This window comes from Leptothoe sp. ISB3NOV94-8A, assembly GCF_043421595.1.
Classification (GTDB): Bacteria; Cyanobacteriota; Cyanobacteriia; order Phormidesmidales; family Phormidesmidaceae; genus Leptothoe; species Leptothoe turfae.
The window spans coordinates 1,534,272-1,559,400 of record NZ_JAXSQW010000001.1 but is presented as its reverse complement, the minus strand read 5'-3'; the positions used below and the strand labels follow the sequence as shown (position 1 = coordinate 1,559,400).

Genomic DNA, 25,129 nt, shown 5'->3' with positions numbered 1-25,129 from the left:
TCTACTCAGGGAGATTAAAGGGAAGATCTGGACAGGTGAAGACAAAGACATCGCGGTAACCGCTGTCTTCTACAGGCACAATTGGGGTAGTGTAGTGGAAAAACTGGTGGTCATTAAATACGAGCAGCTCTCCAGGATTAAGTACTTTACGGAAAACGGGGTCAGATCCTTTTAAAATAGACAGTTGGGTTTCAGCGCCTGATACGCCATGGCGAGCGATGCAAAGAATCCCAACCAGATCGACACCGTCATGGTGAATGCCCTCGGGGGCAGGATTACCCGTCTCGCTCTGGTCTGCGGTTACGCGAATCTGATGTACGCCCACTTCATGAAACGGTGAACATTGTCTGCAGAACTCAAAAAATGTGAGCAGGGTTTGCTGAAATGCATCAGATTGAACCAGTGAACCAGACAGTTCTTCATAGTCTCGCGTAACATTACCCAATAGGGGATTGTAGGTCTTGCTCTGATAGAAAAATGCATGGGACAACTGCATCATTTGCTTGTTTGTTTCTTGAAAATGAGAAAACCGCCGAAACCGGTAATGCCCTTCCAAATAGGGATCGGCTGGTAATCTCTCAAAAAAGGGTTGGATAGTCTTGAGATTGCGATCGCTAATGGTTTCAATCGCATAGCTACTCAGACAGCTAAATTGTTTTCTATTTGATATCGTTTGAGTAATCATAGGTCGTTCCTGGCACAGGTGCGGATGTGATTTGAAAATTCTTATCCTTTTAACGTTTTGGCGAATAGAGAGGCAATTTGTTGCGAGGCTGGAGAAACATCGTCGGCTGCGAGGTGCACATCAAAGAGGCAAAAAGACTCAGATGTACACGCCTGATTAAATGCCTGGCAGAGTTGTTCACCCGTTTTGATCACAAACCCCCTACCGCCCATCAACTCAGCTAGCTGGGCATAATCCAAACGAGGAATCTTCACAAAGTCCGCCGTTTGATGGGCCATCATCCGCAATGACGCATAGGCACCGTCATTGGGATATTGGTGATGCTTCACTGAGATATGCTCTGAGGTCGCAGAAATGGCATAGGCTGGCTCTAAGTGAGCGCTAAACAGACCCAAGTTAATATCAGTCAAAAACGTGCCCACGACCAACGGTGACTTCTCGGCATAGGCTCCCGCCACGGGGTTCACCATGTTCAAACCACCCACACCATAGGTGACAACGGCCAGCCCTAAACCTCGAATGCGTGAATAGGCATCAGCTGCAAAGCCAGCCGAGGGTTCATGGGTCATCACAATAGGTTGAATCTCACTCTCAGCCAACGCATCGCAGAGCGTTAAGGCAAAATCTCCAGGAATGCCAAACGCATGTTGCACCCCTTGCTGATGCAACATATTAAAAATATGTGGTGCCAACTGAGGCATCTTACTTCCCCCAAAGGCTTGACTTTAATTTAAAGAATTAAGTCGATCCTAATCTCTTTTCTATGTAGATCATGGACGAACCAAACTAGAATGTGTGGATTTTGTTAAGAAAAAAAATATGATGGAGGACTCGTTGAAAGCAAACGTTTTTCCAGGTATAGAATTCAGGGCTCAGAAGTCAGAAGTCAATCGGTGACTATATTCCGACTTCTATCTTCTGATTTTTGGATTCTTCCTACATCAGATTTTCGGGCGTAGGTGATACCCATAAAAAACTGTGGTGACCATGTTACAAGAGATACCAGAACCCTTGATATCTGAATCATGCCAGCATTATTGATGGTATTCGCCTCAGCAAGGCCCAGCGCTATCGCTATGGTCACAGTGACATGAAAGACCTTGAGACTGCGCTGCAAACCTCCCAGGCAGCAAAACGACGGCTGATCGCCACGGACGGAGTGTTTAGCATGGATGGTGATGTGGCTAAGCTCAGGGAGATTTGCAACCTGGCCGATCGCTACGATGCCATGGTGATGGTGGATGACAGCCATGCTACCGGATTCTTTGGCCCCACTGGGCGCGGTACCATTGAGCATTGTGGTGTCATAGGGCGAGTGGATATCGTCACCAGCACTCTGGGTAAAGCCCTGGGAGGAGCCTCAGGCGGGTTTACAGCCGGGTATCGATCTGTGGTGGAGCTTTTAAGGCAGCGATCGCGACCGTATCTATTCTCAAATACCCTAGCCCCGGTCATTGTCTACACCAGTCTCAAAGCTCTGGATTTAATTGAACAGAGCCATAATCTCAGGGAACGATTAAATGAAAATACGCGCTATTTTCGGCAGTGCATGTCAGCACAGGGATTTGCCATTGCACCTGGCACCCATCCCATTGTGCCAATCATGCTCTATGACGCCCATCTAGCTCAAACTATGGCAGCAGAACTTCTGAGAGAGGGCATCTATGTGATTGGTTTTAGCTATCCAGTGGTACCTAAGGGTAAGGCCCGCATTCGGGTGCAGATTTCCGCAGCCCATAGCCGTGAGCATCTGGACCAGTGCATTGCCGCATTTACCAAGATAGGCAAACAAGTTGGCTTAATCTAGTGTAACTGTAGGATATCTTAGCAACTGGCTTCGCTCGTTACTTGTTACTTGTGACTTGTTACTCGTTACTCGTTATTCTGCAACAAACCCAAGACACCCTTCCCAAACGTTATCTACGCAATCAGCTGTAACCCAGGGCCATGGCGCTTACTGCGATAAGCTGTAGCTCTGCGTATGCGCTGTTCAGCTATCTCAATTGCAATTTGTCGAGGTAGCTTACCCGTACTTGCAACGTTTTCCAACATTAGAGTTGTGTTCTTGCGAATTTTTTCCTCAATGGTTTGAAACGCGATCTCCTTGGTACCGCCGCCATATTCTACGGCACCACAAATCACACCACCCACATTGGCAATAAAGTCAGGGATGACCAGGATATTGCGGTCATGACAGATTTGTTCTGCCTTAGCCGTAAATGGAATGTTGGCTCCTTGAATAACCAGTTTAGTCTTTAGCCGATTGACGTTGTCAGCGTCAATGACATCGGGTCTAGCCGCAGGAATCCAGATATCACAAGGAATATCAATGACAGCATCACGAGACAGTTTGCCTCCGTCAGCATAATCAAGCACACTCTTGCCTTGACGTTTTAATTCAGTCAGTTGATCAATGTCGATGCCATCAGGATTAAACAAGGTGCCCTGGGAATCGGTTACGCCGATCAGAAGGGCTCCCCTAGCTGCTAGAAAACTGGCTGTATGCAGCCCTACTGAACCAGCCCCTTGAACCACAAACTTGGCTGTGCTCAGATCAATAGAACAAAATTCGCTGGCCACATCGGCAACAACGCTAAGGCCATAGCCCGTGGCTCCAATTTCATCTAAGGGAATACCACCGATTGCTGATGGTAAACCAATGGCTCTACCGGTTTCCTCCTGCACCCAGGCCATACAGGCTTCATCTGTGCCCATGTCAGGACCAGGAATGTAGCTAGTTATTTCTTTGATCGCTACCCCAAACGCTCTCATCAAGGTTTCTTTTTTGGCTGCAGGTACTTTTGGGTTAGCAAGAATGGCCGCTTTCCCACCACCATAGGGAAGATTGGCCACTGCATTCTTAAATGTCATGGCTCGTGCCAGTCGAAAGACTTCTTCCGTAGTGACATTGGGAGCCATGCGAACACCTCCCATGGCAGGACCACAAGCAACATTATCTACCACGAGAATAGCTTTTAATCCGCTATGGTGGTCATAAATATGAACAACTTTGTCTGGCCCTAGAGAGTCACCAAACTCAAATATACGTTTCATTATCAGATTTCCTCCGAAGTGACATTTCACTGTCAAGGTATTCGGAGCACATTAGGAGATACCTATAGTGTGAAGAAAATATTTAATACTGTGTTGATTTTGACAAAAAACATAATGTCTTAGCAGAAATCCTTAGACTTCATATTTCACCAGTGCCCACAGGGCCAACATGCGAGATTCTTTAACCTTAAAGACATACTCGCTGTAATCAGCTAAATCGTCGAGCTGAACAAAGGTTAGAAAAACCTCTGTAGCAATTAGAAACAGGGATCTCACTAAAAAGAGGGAATTTGCATCATAAAAACTCCAGATAGTGCATATGTACTTTTATTCTAGCAAATATTATTGAGTGATCGCAGCGAGAACGTGTCCCCGACATTCGCCAAACCCAATTTTTTTGTAACCTGGTGTCTCACAATATCCTCGCAGACTGATTTCGTCACCGTCAGCTAAGAAAAAACGCTGTTCTCCCGTGGATAACTGGATGGGCTTTTTGCCCTGGTGGGTAATTTCTAAGAGGAACCCCCAGGTGTCCGATGTGGGTCATGGGTGGTGTCAGGTAGAGAGGACATAGGACGGTACCGACGCAGGATCGTTGAACAGCTTCAAACGGTAAAGCTCGGCCAAGGGTTCTTGGAAAGAACAGGAACCAATTCCTAGGAAATAACGACTGCGTACACGGGCAAGGCTGTCTAATGGTAAATGTCCCGCTATTGTGGATAGCTCCGATTCCTTTGACCAGAGGGGGCTATGGCAAATAATCTCGTGTTCCGAGAAAATTAGATCATTGAGGGTATCGATTTGTAAAATGCTGGCAATCTCGGCTGCAGTGGCCCCATAGCCATAGGCAAAAGCTGCTGCGATCGCTAGGTTAAGCAAGCCATGCATCTGAACCGAATCACCATTGGGCAAGGTTTGCCAGCTGCGTAATGGCTGGTGTAGCCCGGCAGTCGCTTTAAGGGGAAGCGGTTAGCCCTCCCGTACGGACCTTGACAGCTGCTGGAGTGCCCTGGAGGACAGCAATGTAGTCAGTGAGTGTAGCATCCAGAGGAATTTCAAAAAAGAGAGTGCTGTGGGAAGGTAAGTGGGGTAGGAGAGGTGCGATCGCATCTCTCCTACCCTTACTCTCTAATGCTGATGTTACCCTTGCCATTGCCCATCCTAACGAGCCCATGACCTACTGGTACCGCTTTGCCCATGGGGATGAACTCTTGTTTATTCACCAGGGCAAAGGGTGTTTGGAAAGTCAGCTGGGAGAACTGCACTATCGGTCAGGAGACTATCTAATAATTCCAGCGGGTGTGCTTTGGCGGCTGATACCAGAAAGGGGAGTGGAGCAAATCCATCTATCTCTAGAAGCCTCGGGGCATATCCAGCCACCGCAGCAATACCTCAGTCCCCAGGGACAATTTTTAGAACAAGCTCCCTACTGTGAGCGCGATATTCGACCACCGGAGAAACTATTGACCCATGATGAAATGGGGGTTTTTGAAGTGCGAGTGAAAGCCAGGGGCAGCCTCACCCAATATTGTTACACCCATCATCCCCTAGACGTGGTGGGATGGGATGGCAGTGTATGGCCCTACGCTTTTAATATCAAAGACTTTGAACCCATTACTGGACGGATCCATCAACCTCCATCTGTGCATCAAACGTTTGCAGGACCTAATTTTGTTGGGGAGCACGTCATTGACAGTATGAGAACCAGAAACCTATAACGTAAAAAGACCTCATCTTAGCCTTAGGGGATGGGTCGAAAATGAAATACCCGTAGAGCGAGTTCCAACTTCGCGGTTCGGCTGAGCTCACCATCGAAGCCTCAACTCTCAAAGCTGGACGGTTGAGCGAAGTCAAAACCGGGTTGAGCGAGTGCATCATTTGGCCGCAGCTCCCTTAGCCTCAAAATCAACCTGTTGCTGCAACAACAACTGTAAAGTACTGTTGCGAAAGTAGGGAAATTATGTTTGCTATAATGAATATAAGAAAACACAAGCTTGACACCCATTGTCTATCAAAATAATCCCCAAACACTGTCCAGGCTTGCTCTTTCTTGGAGATAGAAAGTCTTACAACATTTATATTGAAACGAAAAAAGACTGGCCTACCTCTGATTATGCTACGTGTCCCGATAGCCAACATACTCATTTCGCTTCAGGGTCGTTCGTTTTGAGTGTGTCACCTTGAAAATTGGATAGCTATTGAGGCAGTACTATTCACACTTGTCGTAGAGCGCTAACAGCTGTTGGACATAGCCTGAGTCGTTAAATTTCAACAGGTCAGCTCCGCTAGTTAAGAGAGGTATTCTTTGGGACATTCCTGTAAAGGACTCTACACCATACCATGTGAATCAGTCACTAATAGCTGGTATACGTGGGCTTTTGCAGAGCCCAAGGAGGATCTTATGAGTACACCTGGAACACTATCATTAGAGCAAGAATTTCAACTTAAAGTCCTCAGGGAACAGGTTGAAAACCTTGCCCCCGATCAAGCTCAAGAGTATTTGCTTGAAGCCATGCGTCAGCTCATGCTGAAAGATAATTGGATCAGGCACACGTTCAAAGAATGTTACTTGAAGCTATAAAGCCATGCTCAAAGGAGTGTAAGTGGGCTGATCGAGTGACTCGATCAGCCCTTGGGTTAAGGAGGTTACCATGATTAAACAAATGGCCTGGCTACCCCAGGATAACGGGCAAGAAAAGATTCTACATCTGCGCATCGAGCAGGGAACATCCTGGCGTCCTTACACGATGTTCCCTCAGTTTATAAGCCCTGACCATATGGCCATCAGTTCACGCGGGTTTTCCACGTTTCAAAAACTGTTGCGTGAAGGTTGGGAACTTATTGCTAGCGATCAGGCTAGCCAACTGTCGCTGTTTAATGGTCCAGAACCAGCCTAGAAGCTGACGGATACTTTATCTTGATATCGATCTCTGATTACAGGGACACCAGATATTCAAATATCTGGTGTCCCTGTACATTGAACTAGAAATGACACATGATCAGACCAATTCAATTTCGACGTCACCACTGGACACTAAAATTTTGAAGTGAATACAATAGAGCGAGCGCTCGATATAAAATCATGCCTAAGATAGTTGACTCTGAGCAATACCGAAAAAAAATTCTGTACAAATGTTTTAATTTGTTTGCAGAGGAAGGGTATGCCAATGTCACAACAAGAAAGCTATCCAAGGAGCTAGGTATCTCAACCGGGGCAATGTATCACTATTTCCCTAGTAAGCAGGCTTTATTTGAGCAGCTAGTGGAAGAAGTGAGTATGCAGGAGTTTCAGTTATTTAAAGCAGCCACGCGTGGACATACGCTTTTGGATCGCATGCAAGCGCTGGAGACGCTTTTAGTAGAGAATGAGGATCACTTTATTAAACAAGCCGCAATTTGGGTGGATTTTTATCAACATCACGACATAGCGGAAATTAATGACAATCCTGTCTTTCAAAAAATTGATCAGAGAAGTCAGCAGGAGATATCTGAATTTTTAGACCTCACCGATCTGAAACTCGCTCGATTTATTTGGACCCTCATTAATGGCATTTTGATTGAGCAATTAGAGGACGATAGCAGTTTCTCATTTAAGGAACAAGTTCATCTATTAACACAGATACTGCTTGCCTATTTCGAGAAGCATTCTCCCAGTAGACAGTAAATATGTCGTTATAAGTTGCATCGCGCCATAGAAACTTTTTGCGGTCAAAATAAACCAAGCGCTCGATATAAAAACTAAAGAGAGTAAGGAGGATAAGCCCAAATGGACATTGATTTCACCCGTTTTGATGGATTTATGGAAATATTTGAAGCTCTGGAATTAATCGATCTCATCTTTTTTGTGGCTATCATTCTTGAAGCTGTATGGGATATTGTTTTTGTGCGTCGTCGGTCTCAGGGAGAGACTTTTGCGAACTCCGGCATTGCTTTTGTGGGTCTGCTGTTAGATCGCACCTTTTACGGACTGGTCTTTGTGTTAGGTCTATTTGCTGTTGAATATTTTATTCCCTGGAGGCTACCCTTAACCTGGTGGACTTGGGGAATGGCCCTTATTCTGGCAGATTTCACGTATTATTGGATGCACCGTTGGGAGCATGAGGTACGCATTTTGTGGTCGTATCACAGCGTTCACCATTCATCCCCTGAGTATAATCTCACCACAGCCCTTCGGTTAGCCTGGGTTGAAAGTCTAATTGAATGGATATTTTTCATTCCGATGATTTTAATAGGATTTGATGTTATTCAAACACTGATTGCCTTGGTGATAGTTGTTGTTTATCAAACCTGGATTCACACTGAAAGAATCGGAAAGCTGGGTTGGTTAGATAACACCTTTAATACACCATCAGTTCATCGTGTTCATCATGGGGTAGGTCCGAGGTGTATTGACAAAAACTATGGCGGAATCTTGATTATCTGGGATCACCTATTTGACACTTACCAAGCTGAGACTGAGAAAATCACCTATGGCCTTACCAAACAGATCGGGTCGGTCAATCCAATTGTCATTAACTTCTATGAGTTATGGCAAATCATCAAAGATGTTAGGCATAGCAAGCGATTTTCCTGTGCTTTAAAGTACATCTTTGGTAAACCAGGTTGGCAACCCAATGGTAAAAAATAACACTATAGGTAACTAGCGAGAATAAGGTATTCCATTCATTTTCGTGTGATCAAAAAAACGACAACACCTTCAATTCTCATCGAAATCCTAAGCTATCCGGAATAAGAGAATTTGGATGAAATTCTTGCAACCTTGAAAAATTTATGTTAAATTGACGTTAACAACAGAAAAGCTTGACACTTTATTTAATCAGGGTTAATAGGTTTGTGGGATATGTCCACAATTTCAAAGGCTCATCTTCCATAAGGCTTAACGTAAACGCTTGAGAGCTGAGTTATAGCATCGCCACTTGCTTCTCGTGTGGCCTGTTCCTGTGTATCAACTTGCCGATGGATTGAAACTAACGTTGCGCATTGTAGTGGCAGTACGTTTTGACAAGTTTTTCAAGCCACGTGTTCTCTTGGCTATTTATTGAATAATTAAAATACTCGTCAGCACAAGGTTGAGACATTACTGACTCCCTGTAAGGTTGGTTCTTTCAAAAATATTCGCATGTATTTTTCACCAGTCGACACTCCTGCTTGGCTGATGTTTTTGCATGCCCATAGGTCAGAAACGACTCTGTTTTGCCGTAGCAATATCTAACCCCTCATAATTATGTATTCTGTTGAGTTCCTAGAGAATGATCGCTGGAATAGCGGTTTCAATGGTTCCATTACGATTGGCAACCCAAGTGATACACCCCTAAATGGTTGGACATTGGAGTTTGAAAGCAACTTTGAGATCTCTAATTTTTGGAATGCAGAAATTGTTAGTCACAAAGGTTCAAAATATGTCGTTCGCGCATTAGATTGGAATAAACAAGTAACCTCAAACAACAGCATAAGTATTGGGTTTAGTGCAAACGCTGCCAGTGATGTTGATCTAAGCATTAGCAACGTTCAGCTCAATGATTCAAGTATTGCATTAGTTTCTGTTCCTGTGCCAACTCCCGAATCTACACCGATACCTACCCCTGAATCTACGCCGACTCCCAACCCTCAACCCACCCCATCTCCTACACATTCTGCTCCAGCAGACATTGACTTCACCGTTGCAAACAATTGGGGAAGTGGATTTACAGGTGGTTTTGAGATAACAAATTTAGAATCAACGGCAATTGATGGTTGGCAACTTGAGTTTGAAGCAGATTTTGATATCACTAATATCTGGGGCGGTAAGGTCATCAGCCAAAACGGTAATCTCTACACAATAGAGAATGTTGACTACAACAGCACAATAGCAACAGGTGAGCCAATTTTTATTGGCTTCAATGCAAACGGTTCCCCAAAGGATCCCTCAAACTTTGTCCTGAATGAGGATACAATTTTCGATGAGGATAACAATGAGAATGTTACTCCACCAGAGTCTGATCCAGACATACCTGAGGTAACTCCAACTCCACCTAGCCCCCCGAATCTTTCACCACCTGATAACGGCGGAGATTATAACTATGGTGAATCCTTACAGAAATCTCTGTTGTTTATTGAGGCTCAACGCTCTGGCGATTTACCAAAAGAGAATCGCATTGCATGGCGAGATGACTCGGCTCTCAATGATGGTGCAGATGTTGGAGTGGATCTCTCAGGTGGCTATTATGATGCAGGAGACCATGTAAAATTTGGATTGCCCATGGCATCTTCAATAACGCTTCTAAGCTGGGGAGTCATTGAATATCGTGAGGCTTATGAGAAAAGTGGTCAACTGGATGAGGTTCTTGCTGCCATTAAATGGGGAACTGACTATTTTCTGAAAGCACATGAGACCAACAGTAATGGAACAACAGCTCTATGGGGACAGGTGGGTAATGGTGGAACTGACCATGCCTACTGGGGTTCAGCAGAATCTATGACGATGGAGCGTCCAGCTTACAAAGTTGATAGTAACAATCCTGGATCTGATTTGGCTGGGGAGACAGCCGCAGCCTTAGCTGCCGCATCCATTGTCTTTAAGTCCACCAATGCTAACTATGCAGATAAGTTGTTAACCAACGCAAAACAACTTTATGACTTTGCTGATACCTATCGTGGTAAATACTCTGACTCTATTCCCGATGCCGCAAACTACTACAATTCCTGGAGTGGCTATGAAGATGAACTTGCCTGGGGTGCCGCCTGGTTGGTAAAAGCTGGCGAATCGGGGTATTTATCTAAAGCCAAAGACTCTTACAAAGGAGTGAATAAACAATGGACCCAAAGTTGGGATAATAAATCTTACGGGACAGCTGTTTTACTAGCACAGGAGACCGGAAATAGCCAATATCGCAACGATGCTGAGACATGGCTTGACTACTGGAGTAATCGGAATGGGAATGGAATTACCTATACAGAGGGAGGGCTTGCCTGGCTCGATCAATGGGGTTCACTACGGTATAGTGCCAACACGGCCTTTTTAGCCGGAATTTATAGTGACACCGTCAACGATTATGACAACCGTTACAGCAATTTTGCGCAAGGGCAGGTTGACTATATTTTAGGCAATAATCCCAACAACTTCAGCTATCAAGTTGGCTTTGGTGATGATTTTGCCCTGAACCCCCACCACCGAGGTGCTTCAGGCACAACTGACATCAATAGTAGCGCTCCTAACGAACATATCTTGTATGGCGCATTAGTTGGCGGACCCAGTTCACCCAATGACTACAGCTACATTGATGAACGGACAAATTATATTACTAATGAAGTTGCCCTTGATTACAATGCTGGATTTACGGGTGCGGTGGCTCGGTCATACAGCCTATACGGTGGTGAGCCGCTCAATGATACGGCACTCGCTGCTTTGCCAGAAGTGATGGTTGGTTAAACCGATTAACAATTCAAAAGTCTCTTTTCCTTGAGAGACCTTTCTATAGAAAGGTCTCTCAAGGATTAGTCTGATTGTGGATAAAACGTATGAGAAAGCATTGGTTCCGTATCATGGAACATTCATAAGAGTTGCCATGTATAATTTAAGAGATAATAGGTGACATATGATTTTTGTTCAGCCCCCATGGCCACACCCTCTCCAGAAGCAACCGATCAATTCAACAGTTCTTTTGATGCAGCCACCTACGTGCGACAATCAGCACAGCTGTTAAATTTAGCTATTCCGCCAGAACAGATGGCTAGTGTGGTCGAAAACTTTGAGCGTGTTCACACTATTGCGCAGCCCATCTTAGACTTTCCATTACCTGATAATCTTGAGTCTGCGCCAAGGTTTGAACCATGACCCCATCAGCAATCACATCAACCGCCGCAGAAATTACTGCCCATTTCCAACGGGGAGTAATCACAGCCCAAGAGGTGGTAACAGCTACCCTGGAGCGTATTCAAACCCAGAATGAACGCTTGAATTGTTTTACGACAGTCCTAGCATCGTCAGCATTAGAGGCTGCCGCTACACTGGATCGTAAACAGGCAGCAGGAGAACCGGTAGGTCCCTTAGCTGGTGTCCCCTTTGCGGTTAAAAATCTCTTTGACATTGCTGGCACTGTTACCTTAGCTGGTTCCAAAATTAATCAGGCCAATTCACCAGCCACCCAGGATGCAACCGCTGTTGCTCGCCTCAAAGCGGCAGGGGCAATTCTGGTGGGAGCCCTCAATATGGATGAGTATGCCTATGGATTTGTCACGGTCAACGAGCACTATGGTGCCACCCCAAATCCCCATGACTTGACGCGCATCTCGGGCGGGTCATCGGGTGGATCTGCTGCTGCTGTCGCTGCCGGTTTAGTGCCGTTAACCCTAGGGTCTGACACGAATGGTTCCATTCGGGTGCCTGCGGCTTTATGTGGTGTATATGGCCTGAAGCCCACCTATGGTCGGTTATCGCGGGCAGGGGCTTTCTTGTTCTCTAGCAGTCTCGATCATATTGGCCCGTTTGGCCGTTCTGTTGCAGATGTTGCTAATACTTTTCAAGTGTTGCAAGGCCCAGATGCACGAGACCCTATTTGTACGGATCGTCCGGAGATTATCCCTGATTTGTCAGGCGATATGGCTGGAATGCGGGTTGCGATCGCAACCGATCACTTTGCCAAAGGCATGGCCCCCACCGTTGCCCAGGCCTTAGACAAGGTCGTCACGGCCCTCAATGTCACCCGTACTGTGACTATCCCAGAAGCCGCACGAGCCAGAGCTGCAGCCTATTTGATTACCGCCAGCGAAGGGAGTCAGCTGCATTTATCTCGCTTACAAACTCAGCCACAAGACTTTGATTCAGCGACGTGCGATCGCTTTTTAGCAGGGGCATTAATCCCCAGTAGCTGGTATATTCAAGCCCAACGTTTTCGGCGCTGGTATCGAGACCAGGTCCGTGAACTATTCAAAACCGTGGACCTGATTGTAGCACCAACAACACCCTGCCCGGCTCCTCTCATTGAGCAAACCACCATGGAGCTAGACGGTGAGACGGTCTTGGTACGCCCCCATCTAGGATTTTATACTCAGCCTTTATCATTTATTGGTTTACCAGTCCTTTCCGTTCCCGTTCACCTACCTGGAGAGTTACCCGTGGGTGTGCAGCTGATTGCCCGTCCCTATGATGAGCAGTCTCTCTTTACAGCAGCGGTGGCCCTGGAACAGGCTGGCATCACTCAAGCTCCCCTGGCGATGACATCTGCGCTAGAGTAGTTCTTTGATTCAGTTATTAGCCCCAATATTATGAAACCAAGTCAGGGACTGCTAATTGTTGGGATAATCGTTGGCTTAGGAGCGCTGTTTGTCTGGGGCTATCGGGCCGCATCTGCGCCTTTGCCAGAGGGGTTTCCACCCCCTACGGCGAAGGGTGAGATTGAAATTAAGCAGTATCCGGCCTACCGAGCGGCGACGGTGCAGGTGCGGGGCGACTTAGGTAAGGCGGCATCTCGTGGGTTTTCGCCGTTATTTCGTCACATTAGCGACAATGATATTTCGATGACAGCTCCGGTGGAGACGCGGTATCCGACGGCGACGCTACAGACAGGCACTATTTCAGACGGAGATGCGGCAGTTTCGTTTTTGTATCGCAGTTTGGATGTGGTACCGAAAGAGGTGGCGCAGAATGTGCGGGTGGAGGATATATTGCCGATGACGGTGGTAAGTATTGGATTGCGGGGTGGTTATGGCTATGGGGTGTATACGCGGGGTGTACAGCAGTTACAGGATTGGCTGACGGCGCATCCGGAGTATGAGGTGGTGGGGCCGCCGCGACGGTTTTTCTATGATGGACCGTTTATTCCAGATGGGTTAAAGCGGAGTGATATTCAGATTCCGGTAGAGCGGAATTAGAGAGCTGGCTTTAGGCAATGAGGTAACTGAAGATTTTCAGAAACCAGATTAGCAGTTTACGGTTGTTATTCCAGATCCCCTTCAATAAGTTGAATAACCATAATTCTTCGATAAGATTTAGGCAAATTTAGTAATGTTGATCATTCGTCAGGACTAAGCTTATACAATGGTTTCTCAGCTCTCTTCTCTTACAAGTTCATTCTCCCTCGCTGATTTACGTATCAACAAGGAGCGTCTTCTCCAACGGTTAGATCAGCTAGCTCAAATTGGTGCGATCTCAGATGGCGGTGTCTGTCGTCTTGCTCTCACCGACGAAGACAAAGCTGGTCGAGACCTGGTTGTTAGCTGGATGAGAGAGCTAGGACTGACCATCACCATTGACCAGATCGGCAACGTTGTCGCCACCCGTGCCGGTCTAGAAGCTGGCCCTCCAGTGATGACCGGCTCCCACATCGATACGGTGGCAACGGGGGGCCGTTACGATGGCAATTTTGGGGTACTGGCTGGGTTAGAAATCATCGCCACCCTGAATGAAAACAACATTCTAACCCGTCATCCGATCGCAGTGGCCTTTTTTACCAATGAAGAAGGAGCCCGATTTCAGCCCGATATGATGGGTAGCTGGGTATTTAGCGGTGGCTTCCCGGTAGAAAACGCTCTGACCTCAGTGGGAGTTGACGGTACTACCGTTGGCGAAAATTTAGAACGGATTGGCTATGTCGGAACAGTGCCCTGCGGTAGTCAACCGGTAAAAGCATTTGTGGAATTGCACATCGAGCAGGGGCCAGTACTGGAATTAGAAGGTTTCCAGATTGGTGCAGTGACTGGTGTTCAGGGGATGTCGTGGAAAGAGTACACCGTGAAGGGTGTGTCGAACCATGCCGGTACTACGCCGATGCATTTGCGCCATGATGCAGGCTATGGGGCAAGTGCGATCGCAATCGCTGCCCGCAATCTTGCCCTGGACATGGGGGGTAATCAAGTGGCTACTGTCGGTTCCATGCAAGTCAAACCTGGCTTGATCAATGTAATTGCCCAAGAAGCTAGCCTCACCGTTGATTTGCGCAACACCGATGAAACCTGTTTAAAAGACGCTGAAGCCCGAATGAATACTAAAATCGCTGCCATCGCCAAGGCAGAGGGGCTGAAAATTACCAGTCGTTCTTTAGCTCGCTTTGAACCCGTTGTCTTTGACGCTGGCATAATTGACCTAGTAACAAAAACAGCTGAGGGATTAGGACTATCGGTCAAATCCATGCCCAGTGGAGCCGGTCATGATGCCGGGTTAATTGCGCCCATGGCTCCTACGGCTATGATTTTTGTTCCTAGCGCCCATGGCATTAGCCATAATGTAAAAGAATACACAGCTCCTAAAGATTTAGAGAATGGGGCAAATGTGTTATTGCAAGTGTTGTTACAGCTGGCGATATAAATATCTCTTTTTTTAACACAAGACTGTTGTGAAACTTCTCATCTTACGCTCATGGTGGACCGGGCCAACTGACCTAGACCTACTGGTGCAACAAACCCTCAACGACGGCTTTGACGGTATCGAAGGACCTATTCCACAAGACAAGCAGCAACAACAACAACTTCGGCAGCTGCTTCAGGATAATGATTTGGTTTTTATCGCAGAAGCTACCACGGGGAGCGATTCGAACGACCCCAAAGACTGGTGGATACCTCGCCCTGACCGCAGCATCGACGATCATCTGGGTGACTTGAAATGGGTGATTGACCATGCCCAGGATATGGGAGCGCTGTTTGTCTCCACCATGTGTGGTTATGATGCCTGGTCCTGGCAGCAAAATGTAGACTTTTTTGGACGTGCCCTGGAATTAGAGCACACTTCTGGCTGTATCGTCAGTTTTGAAACCCATCGCAGTCGTTCACTGTACAATCCTTGGACGACTCGCGACCTGTTAAAAGAATATCCTTCAATGAAGCTCACCTGTGACTTTAGCCACTGGTGTGTTGTTTGTGAACGCCTGATTGATACAGAATGGTCTATTTTGGAACTGTGTGCTGAACGGGCGCAGCATATCCAGTGTCGGGTTGGTTATCCTCAACATGCCCAGGTTTCTGATCCTCGCGCACCAGAATACCAAGAAGCGCTTACGGCCCATGAACGATGGTGGAGTTTAATCTGGGAGAAACAACGGACAAGAGGTATGGCACAAACGACAATGATGCCAGAGTTTCTCTACGACGGTTACATGCAGACCTTACCGTATACGAACATGCCCGTTGCCGATGTGTGGGAAATCACCTGTTGGATGGCACAACGACAACGACAGCGGTTTGCAAATTGGCAGTGATAAGCACCTATTAAAGACTAACACTCAATTCATTTTGAGACCAACCAGGAGCATTTTCTATTTCAACACGAGGAAATTCAACTGGCTCTATCGTTAATATTTTTGCTAAGGCAGAGGCATCCCCATCCGGTGAAATTAAGGACCACCGGGTGGTGGCCCAATTGCAGTGATTGCTCAAAAACAGGGAAACTAGGGTGGTCATGGTGCAGCCGCTAGGGGTGTGCTTCCTTAAGCATCAGTATTACTCATCTGCATAAAAGCGATAAAACAAATAGTCGTTCTTGAAGTCTTGCTCATCGACAACGTGATGAATAATGCCGCGCTTTAACAAGCGCTGTCCTACACGTACAGCTTCATTGAGAGTCAGGCCCAAGTTATCTATTAACCATTGGACAGCTTCAGACCCAACAAAACACTTTCGATACGTCGTGAGGTTATGCCGACGGTCTTTAATACTAACTCCAGCCGCACTTCGCATCTGAATAACGAGTTGTTTTAAATCTTCTGACGTTGCGTAGGCGGCCAACTTAAGTTGCCCATCAACATAAGTGACATCCCCAGCCAAAATCCATTGAACTAATGTCTGGTAATCATATTGAGGATATTGTTTATGCCATGCTGAGACTAATGCTTCAGCTTCACTATAGCGAATGTTGAGATTCAAGTATGCCACAGCAACAACTTCAACTTTCCTATCTATCACCATGTGATCAGGCCTCGTCATAATTGGAAATCTATAAAAATTAATCTAGTGACAGTTTCTGAGACTGAAAACTGTTGCCCCCCGATTACAAACATGTCGTCAGCGGCTGAGTGCCATCTGACCAAAAACTGAATTTTTCATAAGACTTTTCTGAGAGTAGCTGAGTGACTTGGGTGATGCCGATCAGGGGAGTGGGCCATGGTTTGGTGGAAGCTTTAGAGGTTGAGACGGCGGGTGGTGCGATCTCATTTCCATGCGTTACACATTTCCCGCGTTACATCGGGTAGACTCAGCCTCGAAAGCTAATACCACTCATCGGGGTAGATGCCTGTTTCAAATTCTCCATGAAACAGGGGACTTAAACGACTCACCAACTGCCCAACAAAATCAGATGAAAGTGGATTCTCTGGAAGCCGTTTTCCCCCTGTTGTCTGAGAGTTTCTGCACCGGGACGGTTTGAATATCGGGCAGTGGATTCGATGGTGAATCCTTATCTGAAGAAGCTACCCATGTGTTTTGGGGAGGCCTTAGAACGGCTTGCCGATGATGAGGTCATTAAGTCGGCATTGCCCGGTGAAATGTATCGTCTCTTTGACGAATACAAACGAGATGAGTGGATACGCTTCCTGGCTACCACCAGTGATTGGGATGTAGAAAACTATCTTTACTGCCTACCTTAAGAGTGGGTTCGTAAACTAATATGCTGTCCATCCAAGGGATGCTGTCCATCCGCCGCAAGATTGTGATAGTCCCGCAAGAAATAGACAGCCCTACCTCGGCAGTTTCCATAAGCTGAAACTGTCGAGGAAATTTCTGGGAGTGGCGCGATCGCATCATCTATCAAAATTTTTTTACTCTGTTGCGATTTCATCTCCCTATATAGTTTCTGAAATATCACTATAGCGACCCCTCAAATTAGGAGACTCAACCCATGTCAACCACAGCTAGCTTCCAAATTATCTTACTCTTGGCAACATTGTTATGTTCTCTCGTGACAGGCTTCCTTTTTGCGTTTGCCTCAGTCGTTATGCCAGGAATTAAAACGTTAAATGATCGGGAGTTTATCCGGGCTTTTCAAGTGATCGACGGAGTTATCCAGAATAACCAGCCGATATTTGTCGCCACCTGGGTTGGTTCAATCGTAGCGTTGTTGGTCGCTGCCGGATTGGGTATTGGGCAACTGGATGGCATGCAGCGTATGCTGTTGCTTGTAACTCCGCTGCTCTATATCCTTGGCGTCCAATTACCCACATTCACAATTAACGTCCCGCTAAATAACAAACTCCAAATGCTACAGATCGATGCCATGGAGGGAACGGCGCTCAGAACCGCCCGTCTGCACTTTGAACCTCGTTGGAATCAATGGAACGTAAGCCGAACCCTATTAGCGAGTCTGACTTCAATCTTGTTGATGGTTATCCTCTTTCAACTTTGAACCCTTCACCATTTGAAAACAGCATCAGGAAACAGTGTAAGCCAATGGTGAGCGACCTGTTCTGTAAAGGTGGCGGCATTGTCAGTATGGATAGTTATCTGTTTATGTATTTGCTGGTCTAGATTGGGATAGTGGGTATCAATCCAGTCACTTTTCGCCGTTAGCCAATCCACAATAATCTCTGGGGTAACTTCCAGGTGAAACTGCAACCCATAGATATTGGTGCCGATGCGATAGGCCTGATGCTTACAAATATCGTTGGTCATTAACAATGTTGCTGGCCCTGGCAGATCAAATGTGTCGAAGTGCCACTGCATAATGTGCAGATTGACAGGGCAATTTTTTAGCCAGGGCTCTGTGACGGCATCTGTCACCACCGCCAACGGAGAAAATCCCAATTCTGGTGTACTGTGGAGATATACCTGAGAACCAAAGGCTCGGGCAATTAACTGAGACCCCAGACACACCCCCATGATGGGCTTGTTCTCAGCGTGAAATTGATGAATCAGAGTAACCACCTGCTGTAAATGAGGATACTTGTCATCCTCATGGGCATTCATATGTCCCCCCAGGATAATTAGCCCTGAAAACGTTCCTTCAGGTAAGTTGGGTTGCTGTTCTGGGAGCCAGGTGGTCAGTTCAGCACCCTGATAGATTAAATGGTCTCCTAAAATGCCAACGGGATCTCGAACACTGTTTTGAATAACTAGAATTTTCATTGCGATCGCAATCTTCAACCTATAGTTTGATGCCAACAGGCGGTTAGCTAAAAGCCATGCTAGCGATATTACCCATATCAAACTGTCCTCAAGTTGACTAAATGAATAGTCACTATTGTTACATTTGTTATGACAAGCGACAGCTATTTATCAAGGCTGAACTCTTGTAATCGCTATGATTCATAGGTCAAGCAGCTTGATTAAGTATGATGCTTCATCAGATGGTAGCCACAGCTACAAAAGCTGCCTATTCCTGCTGTTTTACTGAGGGAGCATAGCCTATGGATCCTCAGATTATGGTAGGAACGCTGACGCAAACGCAAACACTGGTCGAAAAAGCAAAAGAGCTGGGCATTAAATTTTTTCTGGTTTCATATACTGACCTGTTGGGCGGTACCCGGGCAAAGCTGGTGCCAGCTACCCAGATCGCTTCCGTAGAAAAGTGTGATTGCCGATGAGAAGGATGTTGCAGAACGTCCTTGCTACGACCAGATCAATCTTATGCGCCAGTTTGATCTGATTTCTACGTTGGTGAACTACATGGAACAGCTGGGTTGGAAACCTATCACCACCATCAAGCTGACGGCATTGTGGCGGTGGGTGGCGGTGCACCCATGGATGTGGCCAAGGCCATTGCCCTGGTTGGTATTTTGCCCCTACGGTGTTAACTAATGTTACCCATGGGATGACGGTCATGGGTTCGGCTCTACACTTTCCACCCTGGGCATCGCTAACTTTCTACAACCCTGTGGCTGGCATTTGAGGAAGGTATAGAAAATGACTGGTTAGAGATTTAGACGACGGGTGATGCGATCGCCATAATTCCTCAACCTAGCCTGCCCATATTGCACCTGACGTCGCCAGTCAGAACAGCTACACCAGGCCTGGTAAGCTGGTATCGCCACCTCATTCAAAAACTGTTGCCATCGCTGAGTAATCACTTCTGGAGTATAGTGAATGGAGCGGATTTGTCCTTTTTTGACAATCCTTGCCCGCAGTAAGCTATCTTGTCGCAGTCTATCTAAACAAGACAACAGTTCTGCCATAGAGTTAGCTTCTAAATAGTTCACACCAGCAGTACCCACCGTTTGGTAGGCCAGCTCTCGACCCACTATGGCTGGAACACCCGCTAACCAGGCATTATAAAGTTTAGTGGCAGGCTTACGACGATAGCCAGGACGCTTCAGATTAAACTGACGCACCGCCACAATCGCATCAATGTTTCGATAATCATTCCAGCGAGTATCCACGGCTTGATGGCTATCCCATACATTAGTATTAATTACAGGTAGCCAGTTCAGGCCGCGCTGCTGTAGCTGTTTCTCCCACTCTGGTTCCATGAGCTCAGCAGCTAAACTGTTGCGATGTCCTAAAAATGCAATAGTTTCAAACCGATTTTTTCGCTCTGCCAAACGAGGCTGTAGTCCAGGTTGCGGCCAATGGGGTATGAAGTAACAACCTAACCATCCAACTGCCTCACAAGAATTTTGCACCACATGGAATTGGGCCTGAGCGCATAACGTTGCCTCTGCCTTCAAACAAATAAGCAACCGATGGGCACCGGGGCGAATATTCCCTCCCCGAGTGGCATTGGCATGAAAGAGAACAATGCCCTCCTCAGGCAGTTGATCAGTTAGCCGACAGGCAACCCCTGCTTCCCGTAGCTTGAGATACGTCTGTACAGTCCAGGCGTAAATCCCTAACCCAAATCCCGACCAGTTCTCAGCACTTGAGGAGGGTAACTGAGTAGGCCAAAATGTCGTCGGAATGTAAAAGCAAATATCAACAGACGCAGAATTCTTCAAACTTCCCCAGGAATTTGTAAATGGTTACGATAATTTTATCAGTTAGCCCACTGTGGACTCAAAGTCGCACGGCTAATCCCATCAAAATCCACTATGGGCGTAAGACTTCTCGAAGAGTAGGGGTTGAGTGATCGGTAAAAGGTCTATATCCAGAGCCCCACAGCCAAGTTGTCGCTTCAGCAGACAGCCCTTGATTAGCGCTGGGTTCAAAACCCAGCGTGGGTTATTGTCCCATCACCAACATGAGTGCAAGATCTGAGACAAATGAAACACCTAAGCCTTGTTCGGGAATCTTAGGGTCAGCTCAAGCATGTTCAGCTTGTACAACATCAACATTATTGTTACTAAGGTTGTTGGTTAAAATGAATAACGTCAAAGAGTCTATTCAAAGCTCACTATCTGTCGATGGTGCGATCGGAGCTGCTATTGGAGATTGGTCTACAGGATTTTCCCTAGGTCAGGTTAGTAAAGATGAAGCTACATTCTCCTCAATGCAGCTAGAGCAAGCAATTGCCCTCAACTCTGAAGTAATTAAGGCTAAAAACAGAGCCCGTGAGGGTCTAGGAATCACATCACCCATCGAAGATATTCTCATCAGCTTGAAGAATCAGTATCACTTAATTCGCATTTGTGAAGCCCTTGAAGGTGTCTTCTTTTACATGGTGATGGATCGAGAAAAAGCAAATTTAGGTCTAGCTCGTATTAAGCTACGCCAGATTGAGCAAGCCCTACAAGTTTAGTAATCAAAGCTAGGTAGCAAAATAAGTTACATTAGGTTGCTCCTAACTACCATAGCGTCAGATAGCTTTCCATTAGTTTATGTCCAGAACGGCTGTCAATCGTTCTGGATTTTTGCTGTTGCTGATCTAGGGAATGCATCGATCTAACAGACTTGTCCGAAGCCAGCATTTTTCAGATTAAACCTTCCCTAATTCAGAGAGAGTGGCTAAACCTCTTAATATTCAATGGTTTCAAATAGTCGCCAAGGGTTTCCCTTATCAAGCTACTGTGTCCACACAAGTATTGGAAACTAGCATTCGTGGTTGCCTCACCCCCTCTAACTCCCCCTTACCAAGAGCAGGATTGTTTCGTGCTCACCAGAGAAAATCTGTAAGGCTTATGACTTCTTTCATACTTAATCGAGAGATGATCGCAGGGAGCCAAAACCGGTTGCTTGGGGTCCCTCCGAGTTCCCCAAACCCCCATGGTTAGGGCCGGGAGGCCGCCCTAAGACCCAGCCTACTAGGTTGTCCTCAATGGCATTAACTTAAGGGTTACGGCGGGGTCGATTAATCAGGTTATCGCATTGTTGTTTGGCCCACCTTCATGTAGAGCATGCCTTTCCTCAAATAAGCTTTCAATGCCTCCAGATTTTCTGTCCAGACAATGAAACAGCCTTGCCTTAGTAAGGGGGGATTGAGGGGGGTAATGCAGGAGTCTGAACTCTCTGCCGAGATGTGTGTACATTATATTGCACATTACCACAACAACAGTCCCATGGAAGAGAACATAGACTAGAATCGCCTGGTCCCCTGATTCTTCTAAACAGAAGAACCAGGGGACCAGGCTGAAACTAAACACCCAGAGCCAAGATTACACTCTCTTACTTGCTAAGACTTTGATTTTAGTAATCAACGAATTTTTAAGTCTTTCATAGTCTGTGGCTGATCCGGAAGTGGGCTTTGGAAAAAAGTCTAGTGCTCCTGCCTGCATTAAGTTATAGATATTGTCTACATCGCCTGGGTGTACAGTATTACTTACCACCAGAATCGGTCGAGGAAATTCAGACATGACTTTTTTCGTAAACTCTAGACCATCCATTTTGGGCATCTGTAGGTCGGTACAGATAACATCTGGCATTGTTTGAGCAATTACTTTCAAGCCATCAGAGCCATCTTGAGCGGTACCAACAACATCTACCTCGGGTGATGAATCGATTAACCGCTGTAGAATTTGTAAGGCAATGGCAGAATCTTCAACTAAAACAACTTTAATGGGGTTAGCCATGGTTAAATTAAACTCCTAAGAGTAGTGAGAAGTAGACTTTGGTCAAAATCACCTTTGGTGATGTAGGCATTGGCTCCAGCGTCAGCACCACGCTGTTTATCTTCATCTTTAGCCAATGTTGTAACTAAGATAATGGGCAATTTTTCATATTGTGCCTCCTGACGAATACGGGTCGTTAATTCCAGGCCACTGAGATTGGGCATTTCCACATCAGACACCACAGCATCATAGGAATCTCCTGTTTGTAGTTTATTGAAGCCATCAAGACCATCGACCGCTGTTGTTACCTGATAGCCCGCCCCTTCGAGAATCCGTCTTACCTGGGTACGAATCGGAATCGAGTCTTCCACTAGCAGGACTTTCGGTTTAACCGCTATAGGCTCCCAATCAGTAACCTTAGCGCCGATTTCCTCACCTCTGGAAGATTTAATCAGGTCCTGGGGGCTGAGTACCATACAGACTTCCCCTGATCCCAAAATAGTTGCGCCAGAAATATTGCGTACTTGTTTAAGGAGTTTGCTATGGGGCTTCAACACAATATCCTGTTGATCGATTAGGTTATCAACAAATATGCCTAATTGGCTAGGTCCAACTTTAAGGACAACACAGGGGACTGATGGGTTAACGCTATTCAGCTGAGGTTGGGTAGCTACTGATACAGGCAATCCCAACAGATCTGTCAACCAGGCAACAGACAATGGATTCTCTCGGAATGTAATTGCCGGATTGCCATCAAGGGTGAAGATATCCTGGGGGATAACCCGCATCATGTTTTCAATAGATTCAACAGGAATGGCATAGGATGCCTGGTTAGCTTCAACAATCAAGGCCGATTCTGTGGCTAAACTGGTGTTGATGGTGAATCGAAATGTACAGCCTTGACCAGGGGTGGAATCCACTTGAATAGTTCCCTTCAGGCGCTCCACATTAACCCGTACAACATCTAATCCCACACCCCGACCAGAAATTTCAGTGACAACCGTTCGAGTGGAAAATCCAGGCGTGAAGATCAAGTATTGAAGTTCCTCATCGCCCATCTTGTCCAACTGGGCTTCGGTATAGAGTCCCCGGCGCAGAGCTGTACGTTTAATGCTTTCTAAACTAAGACCACGACCATCATCAATGACTTCAATTTCAAGGCGATTATTTCGCTGTCGAGCCTTGATGCAAATTGTAGCCATAGAAACCTTATCCATGGCAATGCGCTCGCTTGGAGCCTCAATTCCATGGTCAATGGCATTACGGATAAGATGGCTCAACGGTGCCTTCATCTCTTCTAAGATCCGTTTATCTGCCTGAATATCTTCTCCCTCAATGACTAAATTAATGCTCTTTCTCTGCTGTCTTGCCAAATCCCTGACCATACGAGGGAAAAGGTTAAACATGCTGGACAATGGCACCTGGCGCAGTTTGAGAATCCCTGATTCTAAATCATTAGAGAGGGTCTCTAACTGGGCAGAGTCTTCATAGGAGGTATTTCTGAGCTGCTTTAAGAGATCGCCTAGTTGATCTAGACGCTCGTCTGTGGTTTGTTGTAAGGCCTGTATCGAATTTAGGGCTTGGTCTGTTGATTGTGCATTCTCCAGACTATTCAACGTTAATTTTTGCTTTAAACTATCACGAACCCAGTTCTCCCAGAACAGAAGCACTTGATCAATGTCATCCATCCGACGAGTAATCCGTCGTTTGGTCACAGCTAACTCACTGGCTTGGGTCATTAAGGTATCAAGCCTAGTAGCTTCAACCCGAATAGTGTCAATGTGATAGCCCTCATGTGACATCGTCTCAGACTGAGATGGCTGCTGAGTGCTTTCTTGGGGGTCGTCTGGAGTTAGCGATCTGGAGACAGGGGGGGCGTCAGCACCTATGGCTAAGGCCGTCTCCTCTTCTATGGCCGTCTCCTCTTCTATGGTTGGCGGAGGGGGAATAACAACACTGGTTTCGTCTGGGGTAGGCCGTTTGAGGACAGGGTGCTCAAGATTAGCGCCCATGCCTAAGGTCGTCTCTTCCTTTTCTATGACAGGAGGCGTGATCACGGCAACAGAGTCGTTATAGTCAGGCTGTGGGGGTGCATTGGTGGGCATCCATTCCAGCATGGCCCGCTCCTCAGCAGCAGGGGCAATGGTGATTGGCTCAGAGGCTTCTCCAGCATTGATCAGCTGAGCCATTACATGAAACACACTGACATTTGACGCTTCCCCTGTAAAGGCCTCATGGGCAATTTTGCGGATGGCGTCTAACCCCTGATAGAGACAATCACAGAAGGCAGGTGTGACATCTCGTTCCCCTTTTTCGACACCACTTAAGAGTTCCTCTAATTGATGTGTTAAAGTTTCCGCTTCCTGGACGCCTAACATGCGGGAGTCTCCCTTTAAGGAGTGGGCAGCCCGCAATAGATTTTTTAGATTATTTAGATCATCTGGATTTTTTTCTAAATGTAGAAACCCAGCTTCTAAGTTGTCTAAATGGTCTTTACTTGCGTCTCGATAAAGCGTTCGCAGTTCTTCATCTTCGATAAACATGATATTTCTTGATGGATGGGGTAGATGGGGTG

25 protein-coding genes and 5 pseudogenes are annotated in these 25,129 nt (G+C 46.4%); 17 read left to right on the top strand and 13 right to left on the bottom strand.

Annotated elements, in window-relative coordinates; translation table 11 throughout:
* Position 1: 1 nt before the first annotated feature.
* Entirely contained in the window at positions 2 to 685 is a 684-nt protein-coding gene (locus SPB21_RS06830; protein ID WP_499059090.1) for a 2OG-Fe dioxygenase family protein, read from the bottom strand.
* A gap of 41 nt (positions 686 to 726) precedes the next feature.
* On the bottom strand, positions 727 to 1,386 hold the full coding sequence (locus SPB21_RS06825; protein WP_499059093.1) for a thiamine pyrophosphate-binding protein: 660 nt from the start codon (positions 1,384 to 1,386) through the stop codon (positions 727 to 729).
* Between the two features lie 317 nt (positions 1,387 to 1,703).
* Here SPB21_RS06825 and SPB21_RS06820 point away from each other — a divergent pair.
* Positions 1,704 to 2,492: pseudogene (locus tag SPB21_RS06820) on the top strand (aminotransferase class I/II-fold pyridoxal phosphate-dependent enzyme); the annotation flags it as partial.
* A 113-nt stretch (positions 2,493 to 2,605) separates the two neighbouring features.
* Here SPB21_RS06820 and SPB21_RS06815 read toward each other — a convergent pair.
* From SPB21_RS06815 to SPB21_RS06795, 5 genes and pseudogenes are all read right to left on the bottom strand, one after another.
* Positions 2,606 to 3,739, bottom strand: coding sequence for a Glu/Leu/Phe/Val family dehydrogenase (locus SPB21_RS06815; protein WP_499059095.1), 1,134 nt, complete (start codon positions 3,737 to 3,739; stop codon positions 2,606 to 2,608).
* Between the two features lie 132 nt (positions 3,740 to 3,871).
* A complete protein-coding gene (locus SPB21_RS06810; RefSeq protein ID WP_250565499.1) occupies positions 3,872 to 4,015 on the bottom strand; it encodes a hypothetical protein in 144 nt (47 codons plus the stop codon).
* Positions 4,016 to 4,081: 66 nt separating this feature from the next.
* Positions 4,082 to 4,282, bottom strand: a pseudogene (locus SPB21_RS06805) (fumarylacetoacetase); the annotation flags it as partial.
* A 12-nt stretch (positions 4,283 to 4,294) separates the two neighbouring features.
* Positions 4,295 to 4,651: a hypothetical protein gene (locus SPB21_RS06800; RefSeq protein ID WP_499866059.1), complete on the bottom strand. Its 357-nt coding sequence runs from the start codon at positions 4,649 to 4,651 to the stop codon at positions 4,295 to 4,297.
* Positions 4,652 to 4,694: 43 nt separating this feature from the next.
* Positions 4,695 to 4,892, bottom strand: coding sequence for a hypothetical protein (locus SPB21_RS06795; protein WP_499059271.1), 198 nt, complete (start codon positions 4,890 to 4,892; stop codon positions 4,695 to 4,697).
* Between SPB21_RS06795 and SPB21_RS06790 the strand changes: the two are divergent.
* From SPB21_RS06790 to SPB21_RS06740, 11 genes and pseudogenes are all read left to right on the top strand, one after another.
* A pseudogene (locus tag SPB21_RS06790) lies at positions 4,840 to 5,415 on the top strand (homogentisate 1,2-dioxygenase); the annotation flags it as partial. The gene SPB21_RS06795 and the pseudogene SPB21_RS06790 sit on opposite strands and share 53 nt — an antisense overlap.
* Positions 5,416 to 6,140: 725 nt before the next feature.
* Positions 6,141 to 6,320 (top strand): NblA/ycf18 family protein, encoded by a 180-nt coding sequence (locus SPB21_RS06785; RefSeq protein ID WP_163666644.1) that lies wholly within the window; start codon positions 6,141 to 6,143, stop codon positions 6,318 to 6,320.
* Positions 6,321 to 6,390: 70 nt separating this feature from the next.
* Positions 6,391 to 6,636 carry a hypothetical protein gene (locus SPB21_RS06780; RefSeq protein WP_499866058.1) on the top strand — a complete coding sequence of 82 codons (246 nt, stop codon included), beginning with the start codon at positions 6,391 to 6,393 and terminating at the stop codon, positions 6,634 to 6,636.
* Positions 6,637 to 6,821: 185 nt separating this feature from the next.
* Positions 6,822 to 7,403 carry a TetR/AcrR family transcriptional regulator gene (locus SPB21_RS06775; protein WP_499866057.1) on the top strand — a complete coding sequence of 194 codons (582 nt, stop codon included), beginning with the start codon at positions 6,822 to 6,824 and terminating at the stop codon, positions 7,401 to 7,403.
* Positions 7,404 to 7,505: 102 nt separating this feature from the next.
* Positions 7,506 to 8,366 (top strand): sterol desaturase family protein, encoded by an 861-nt coding sequence (locus tag SPB21_RS06770; protein ID WP_499866056.1) that lies wholly within the window; start codon positions 7,506 to 7,508, stop codon positions 8,364 to 8,366.
* Between the two features lie 597 nt (positions 8,367 to 8,963).
* Entirely contained in the window at positions 8,964 to 11,147 is a 2,184-nt protein-coding gene (locus tag SPB21_RS06765; RefSeq protein ID WP_499866055.1) for a glycoside hydrolase family 9 protein, read from the top strand.
* A 186-nt stretch (positions 11,148 to 11,333) separates the two neighbouring features.
* The gene (locus tag SPB21_RS06760; RefSeq protein ID WP_499866054.1) at positions 11,334 to 11,552 is read left to right on the top strand and encodes a DUF4089 domain-containing protein; all 219 of its coding nucleotides are present in this window, start codon (positions 11,334 to 11,336) and stop codon (positions 11,550 to 11,552) included.
* Positions 11,549 to 12,952, top strand: coding sequence for an AtzE family amidohydrolase (locus SPB21_RS06755; RefSeq protein ID WP_499866053.1), 1,404 nt, complete (start codon positions 11,549 to 11,551; stop codon positions 12,950 to 12,952). The genes SPB21_RS06760 and SPB21_RS06755 overlap by 4 nt, the downstream gene beginning before the upstream one ends.
* 30 nt (positions 12,953 to 12,982) lie before the next feature.
* Positions 12,983 to 13,588, top strand: coding sequence for a heme-binding protein (locus tag SPB21_RS06750; RefSeq protein ID WP_163666657.1), 606 nt, complete (start codon positions 12,983 to 12,985; stop codon positions 13,586 to 13,588).
* A gap of 166 nt (positions 13,589 to 13,754) precedes the next feature.
* A complete protein-coding gene (locus SPB21_RS06745) occupies positions 13,755 to 15,020 on the top strand; it encodes a M20 family metallo-hydrolase (RefSeq protein ID WP_163666659.1) in 1,266 nt (421 codons plus the stop codon).
* A gap of 28 nt (positions 15,021 to 15,048) precedes the next feature.
* Positions 15,049 to 15,906 carry a sugar phosphate isomerase/epimerase family protein gene (locus SPB21_RS06740; protein ID WP_499866052.1) on the top strand — a complete coding sequence of 286 codons (858 nt, stop codon included), beginning with the start codon at positions 15,049 to 15,051 and terminating at the stop codon, positions 15,904 to 15,906.
* A gap of 10 nt (positions 15,907 to 15,916) precedes the next feature.
* Here SPB21_RS06740 and SPB21_RS06735 read toward each other — a convergent pair whose 3' ends face one another.
* Together SPB21_RS06735 and SPB21_RS06730 are read right to left on the bottom strand one after the other, a co-directional pair.
* Positions 15,917 to 16,108: a hypothetical protein gene (locus SPB21_RS06735; protein WP_499866051.1), complete on the bottom strand. Its 192-nt coding sequence runs from the start codon at positions 16,106 to 16,108 to the stop codon at positions 15,917 to 15,919.
* A 39-nt stretch (positions 16,109 to 16,147) separates the two neighbouring features.
* Positions 16,148 to 16,612, bottom strand: a complete 465-nt coding sequence (locus SPB21_RS06730; RefSeq protein WP_499866050.1) for a DEP domain-containing protein — start codon at positions 16,610 to 16,612, stop codon at positions 16,148 to 16,150.
* A gap of 422 nt (positions 16,613 to 17,034) precedes the next feature.
* Here SPB21_RS06730 and SPB21_RS06725 point away from each other — a divergent pair.
* Together SPB21_RS06725 and SPB21_RS06720 are read left to right on the top strand one after the other, a co-directional pair.
* Positions 17,035 to 17,289, top strand: a pseudogene (locus tag SPB21_RS06725) (glutamine synthetase); the annotation flags it as partial.
* A 251-nt stretch (positions 17,290 to 17,540) separates the two neighbouring features.
* Entirely contained in the window at positions 17,541 to 18,044 is a 504-nt protein-coding gene (locus SPB21_RS06720) for an anthrone oxygenase family protein (RefSeq protein WP_163666666.1), read from the top strand.
* Between the two features lie 5 nt (positions 18,045 to 18,049).
* Here SPB21_RS06720 and SPB21_RS06715 read toward each other — a convergent pair whose 3' ends face one another.
* Positions 18,050 to 18,763, bottom strand: a complete 714-nt coding sequence (locus SPB21_RS06715) for a type 1 glutamine amidotransferase (protein ID WP_499866049.1) — start codon at positions 18,761 to 18,763, stop codon at positions 18,050 to 18,052.
* 296 nt (positions 18,764 to 19,059) lie between these two features.
* On the opposite strand from SPB21_RS06715, the pseudogene SPB21_RS06710 reads away from it, so the two are divergent.
* Positions 19,060 to 19,327 (top strand): annotated as a pseudogene (locus SPB21_RS06710) (type III glutamate--ammonia ligase); the annotation flags it as partial.
* Between the two features lie 26 nt (positions 19,328 to 19,353).
* Positions 19,354 to 19,431 carry a hypothetical protein gene (locus SPB21_RS06705; RefSeq protein WP_348918292.1) on the top strand — a complete coding sequence of 26 codons (78 nt, stop codon included), beginning with the start codon at positions 19,354 to 19,356 and terminating at the stop codon, positions 19,429 to 19,431.
* Between the two features lie 117 nt (positions 19,432 to 19,548).
* On the opposite strand, the gene SPB21_RS06700 is transcribed toward SPB21_RS06705, so the two are convergent.
* Positions 19,549 to 20,568 carry a glycosyltransferase gene (locus SPB21_RS06700; RefSeq protein ID WP_499866048.1) on the bottom strand — a complete coding sequence of 340 codons (1,020 nt, stop codon included), beginning with the start codon at positions 20,566 to 20,568 and terminating at the stop codon, positions 19,549 to 19,551.
* A 362-nt stretch (positions 20,569 to 20,930) separates the two neighbouring features.
* Here SPB21_RS06700 and SPB21_RS06695 point away from each other — a divergent pair, with 362 nt between their 5' ends.
* On the top strand, positions 20,931 to 21,308 hold the full coding sequence (locus SPB21_RS06695; protein WP_163701328.1) for a hypothetical protein: 378 nt from the start codon (positions 20,931 to 20,933) through the stop codon (positions 21,306 to 21,308).
* An 853-nt stretch (positions 21,309 to 22,161) separates the two neighbouring features.
* Here the strand turns inward: SPB21_RS06695 and SPB21_RS06690 are convergent.
* Together SPB21_RS06690 and SPB21_RS06685 are read right to left on the bottom strand one after the other, a co-directional pair.
* Complete coding sequence (locus tag SPB21_RS06690) at positions 22,162 to 22,575, bottom strand: response regulator (protein WP_163659268.1); 414 nt, start codon at positions 22,573 to 22,575, stop codon at positions 22,162 to 22,164.
* Positions 22,576 to 22,577: 2 nt separating this feature from the next.
* A complete protein-coding gene (locus SPB21_RS06685; protein ID WP_499866047.1) occupies positions 22,578 to 25,097 on the bottom strand; it encodes a hybrid sensor histidine kinase/response regulator in 2,520 nt (839 codons plus the stop codon).
* Positions 25,098 to 25,129: the final 32 nt, after the last annotated feature.

Coding starts and splice junctions, on each gene's coding strand:
- SPB21_RS06830 (WP_499059090.1), bottom strand. CDS start 685: ATGATTACTCAAACGATATCAAATAGAAAACAATTTAGCTGTCTGAGT.
- SPB21_RS06825 (WP_499059093.1), bottom strand. CDS start 1,386: ATGCCTCAGTTGGCACCACATATTTTTAATATGTTGCATCAGCAAGGG.
- SPB21_RS06815 (WP_499059095.1), bottom strand. CDS start 3,739: ATGAAACGTATATTTGAGTTTGGTGACTCTCTAGGGCCAGACAAAGTT.
- SPB21_RS06795 (WP_499059271.1), bottom strand. CDS start 4,892: ATGGCAAGGGTAACATCAGCATTAGAGAGTAAGGGTAGGAGAGATGCG.
- SPB21_RS06785 (WP_163666644.1), top strand. CDS start 6,141: ATGAGTACACCTGGAACACTATCATTAGAGCAAGAATTTCAACTTAAA.
- SPB21_RS06780 (WP_499866058.1), top strand. CDS start 6,391: ATGATTAAACAAATGGCCTGGCTACCCCAGGATAACGGGCAAGAAAAG.
- SPB21_RS06775 (WP_499866057.1), top strand. CDS start 6,822: ATGCCTAAGATAGTTGACTCTGAGCAATACCGAAAAAAAATTCTGTAC.
- SPB21_RS06770 (WP_499866056.1), top strand. CDS start 7,506: ATGGACATTGATTTCACCCGTTTTGATGGATTTATGGAAATATTTGAA.
- SPB21_RS06765 (WP_499866055.1), top strand. CDS start 8,964: ATGTATTCTGTTGAGTTCCTAGAGAATGATCGCTGGAATAGCGGTTTC.
- SPB21_RS06760 (WP_499866054.1), top strand. CDS start 11,334: ATGGCCACACCCTCTCCAGAAGCAACCGATCAATTCAACAGTTCTTTT.
- SPB21_RS06755 (WP_499866053.1), top strand. CDS start 11,549: ATGACCCCATCAGCAATCACATCAACCGCCGCAGAAATTACTGCCCAT.
- SPB21_RS06750 (WP_163666657.1), top strand. CDS start 12,983: ATGAAACCAAGTCAGGGACTGCTAATTGTTGGGATAATCGTTGGCTTA.
- SPB21_RS06745 (WP_163666659.1), top strand. CDS start 13,755: ATGGTTTCTCAGCTCTCTTCTCTTACAAGTTCATTCTCCCTCGCTGAT.
- SPB21_RS06735 (WP_499866051.1), bottom strand. CDS start 16,108: ATGACCACCCTAGTTTCCCTGTTTTTGAGCAATCACTGCAATTGGGCC.
- SPB21_RS06730 (WP_499866050.1), bottom strand. CDS start 16,612: ATGGTGATAGATAGGAAAGTTGAAGTTGTTGCTGTGGCATACTTGAAT.
- SPB21_RS06720 (WP_163666666.1), top strand. CDS start 17,541: ATGTCAACCACAGCTAGCTTCCAAATTATCTTACTCTTGGCAACATTG.
- SPB21_RS06715 (WP_499866049.1), bottom strand. CDS start 18,763: ATGAAAATTCTAGTTATTCAAAACAGTGTTCGAGATCCCGTTGGCATT.
- SPB21_RS06695 (WP_163701328.1), top strand. CDS start 20,931: ATGAATAACGTCAAAGAGTCTATTCAAAGCTCACTATCTGTCGATGGT.
- SPB21_RS06690 (WP_163659268.1), bottom strand. CDS start 22,575: ATGGCTAACCCCATTAAAGTTGTTTTAGTTGAAGATTCTGCCATTGCC.
- SPB21_RS06685 (WP_499866047.1), bottom strand. CDS start 25,097: ATGTTTATCGAAGATGAAGAACTGCGAACGCTTTATCGAGACGCAAGT.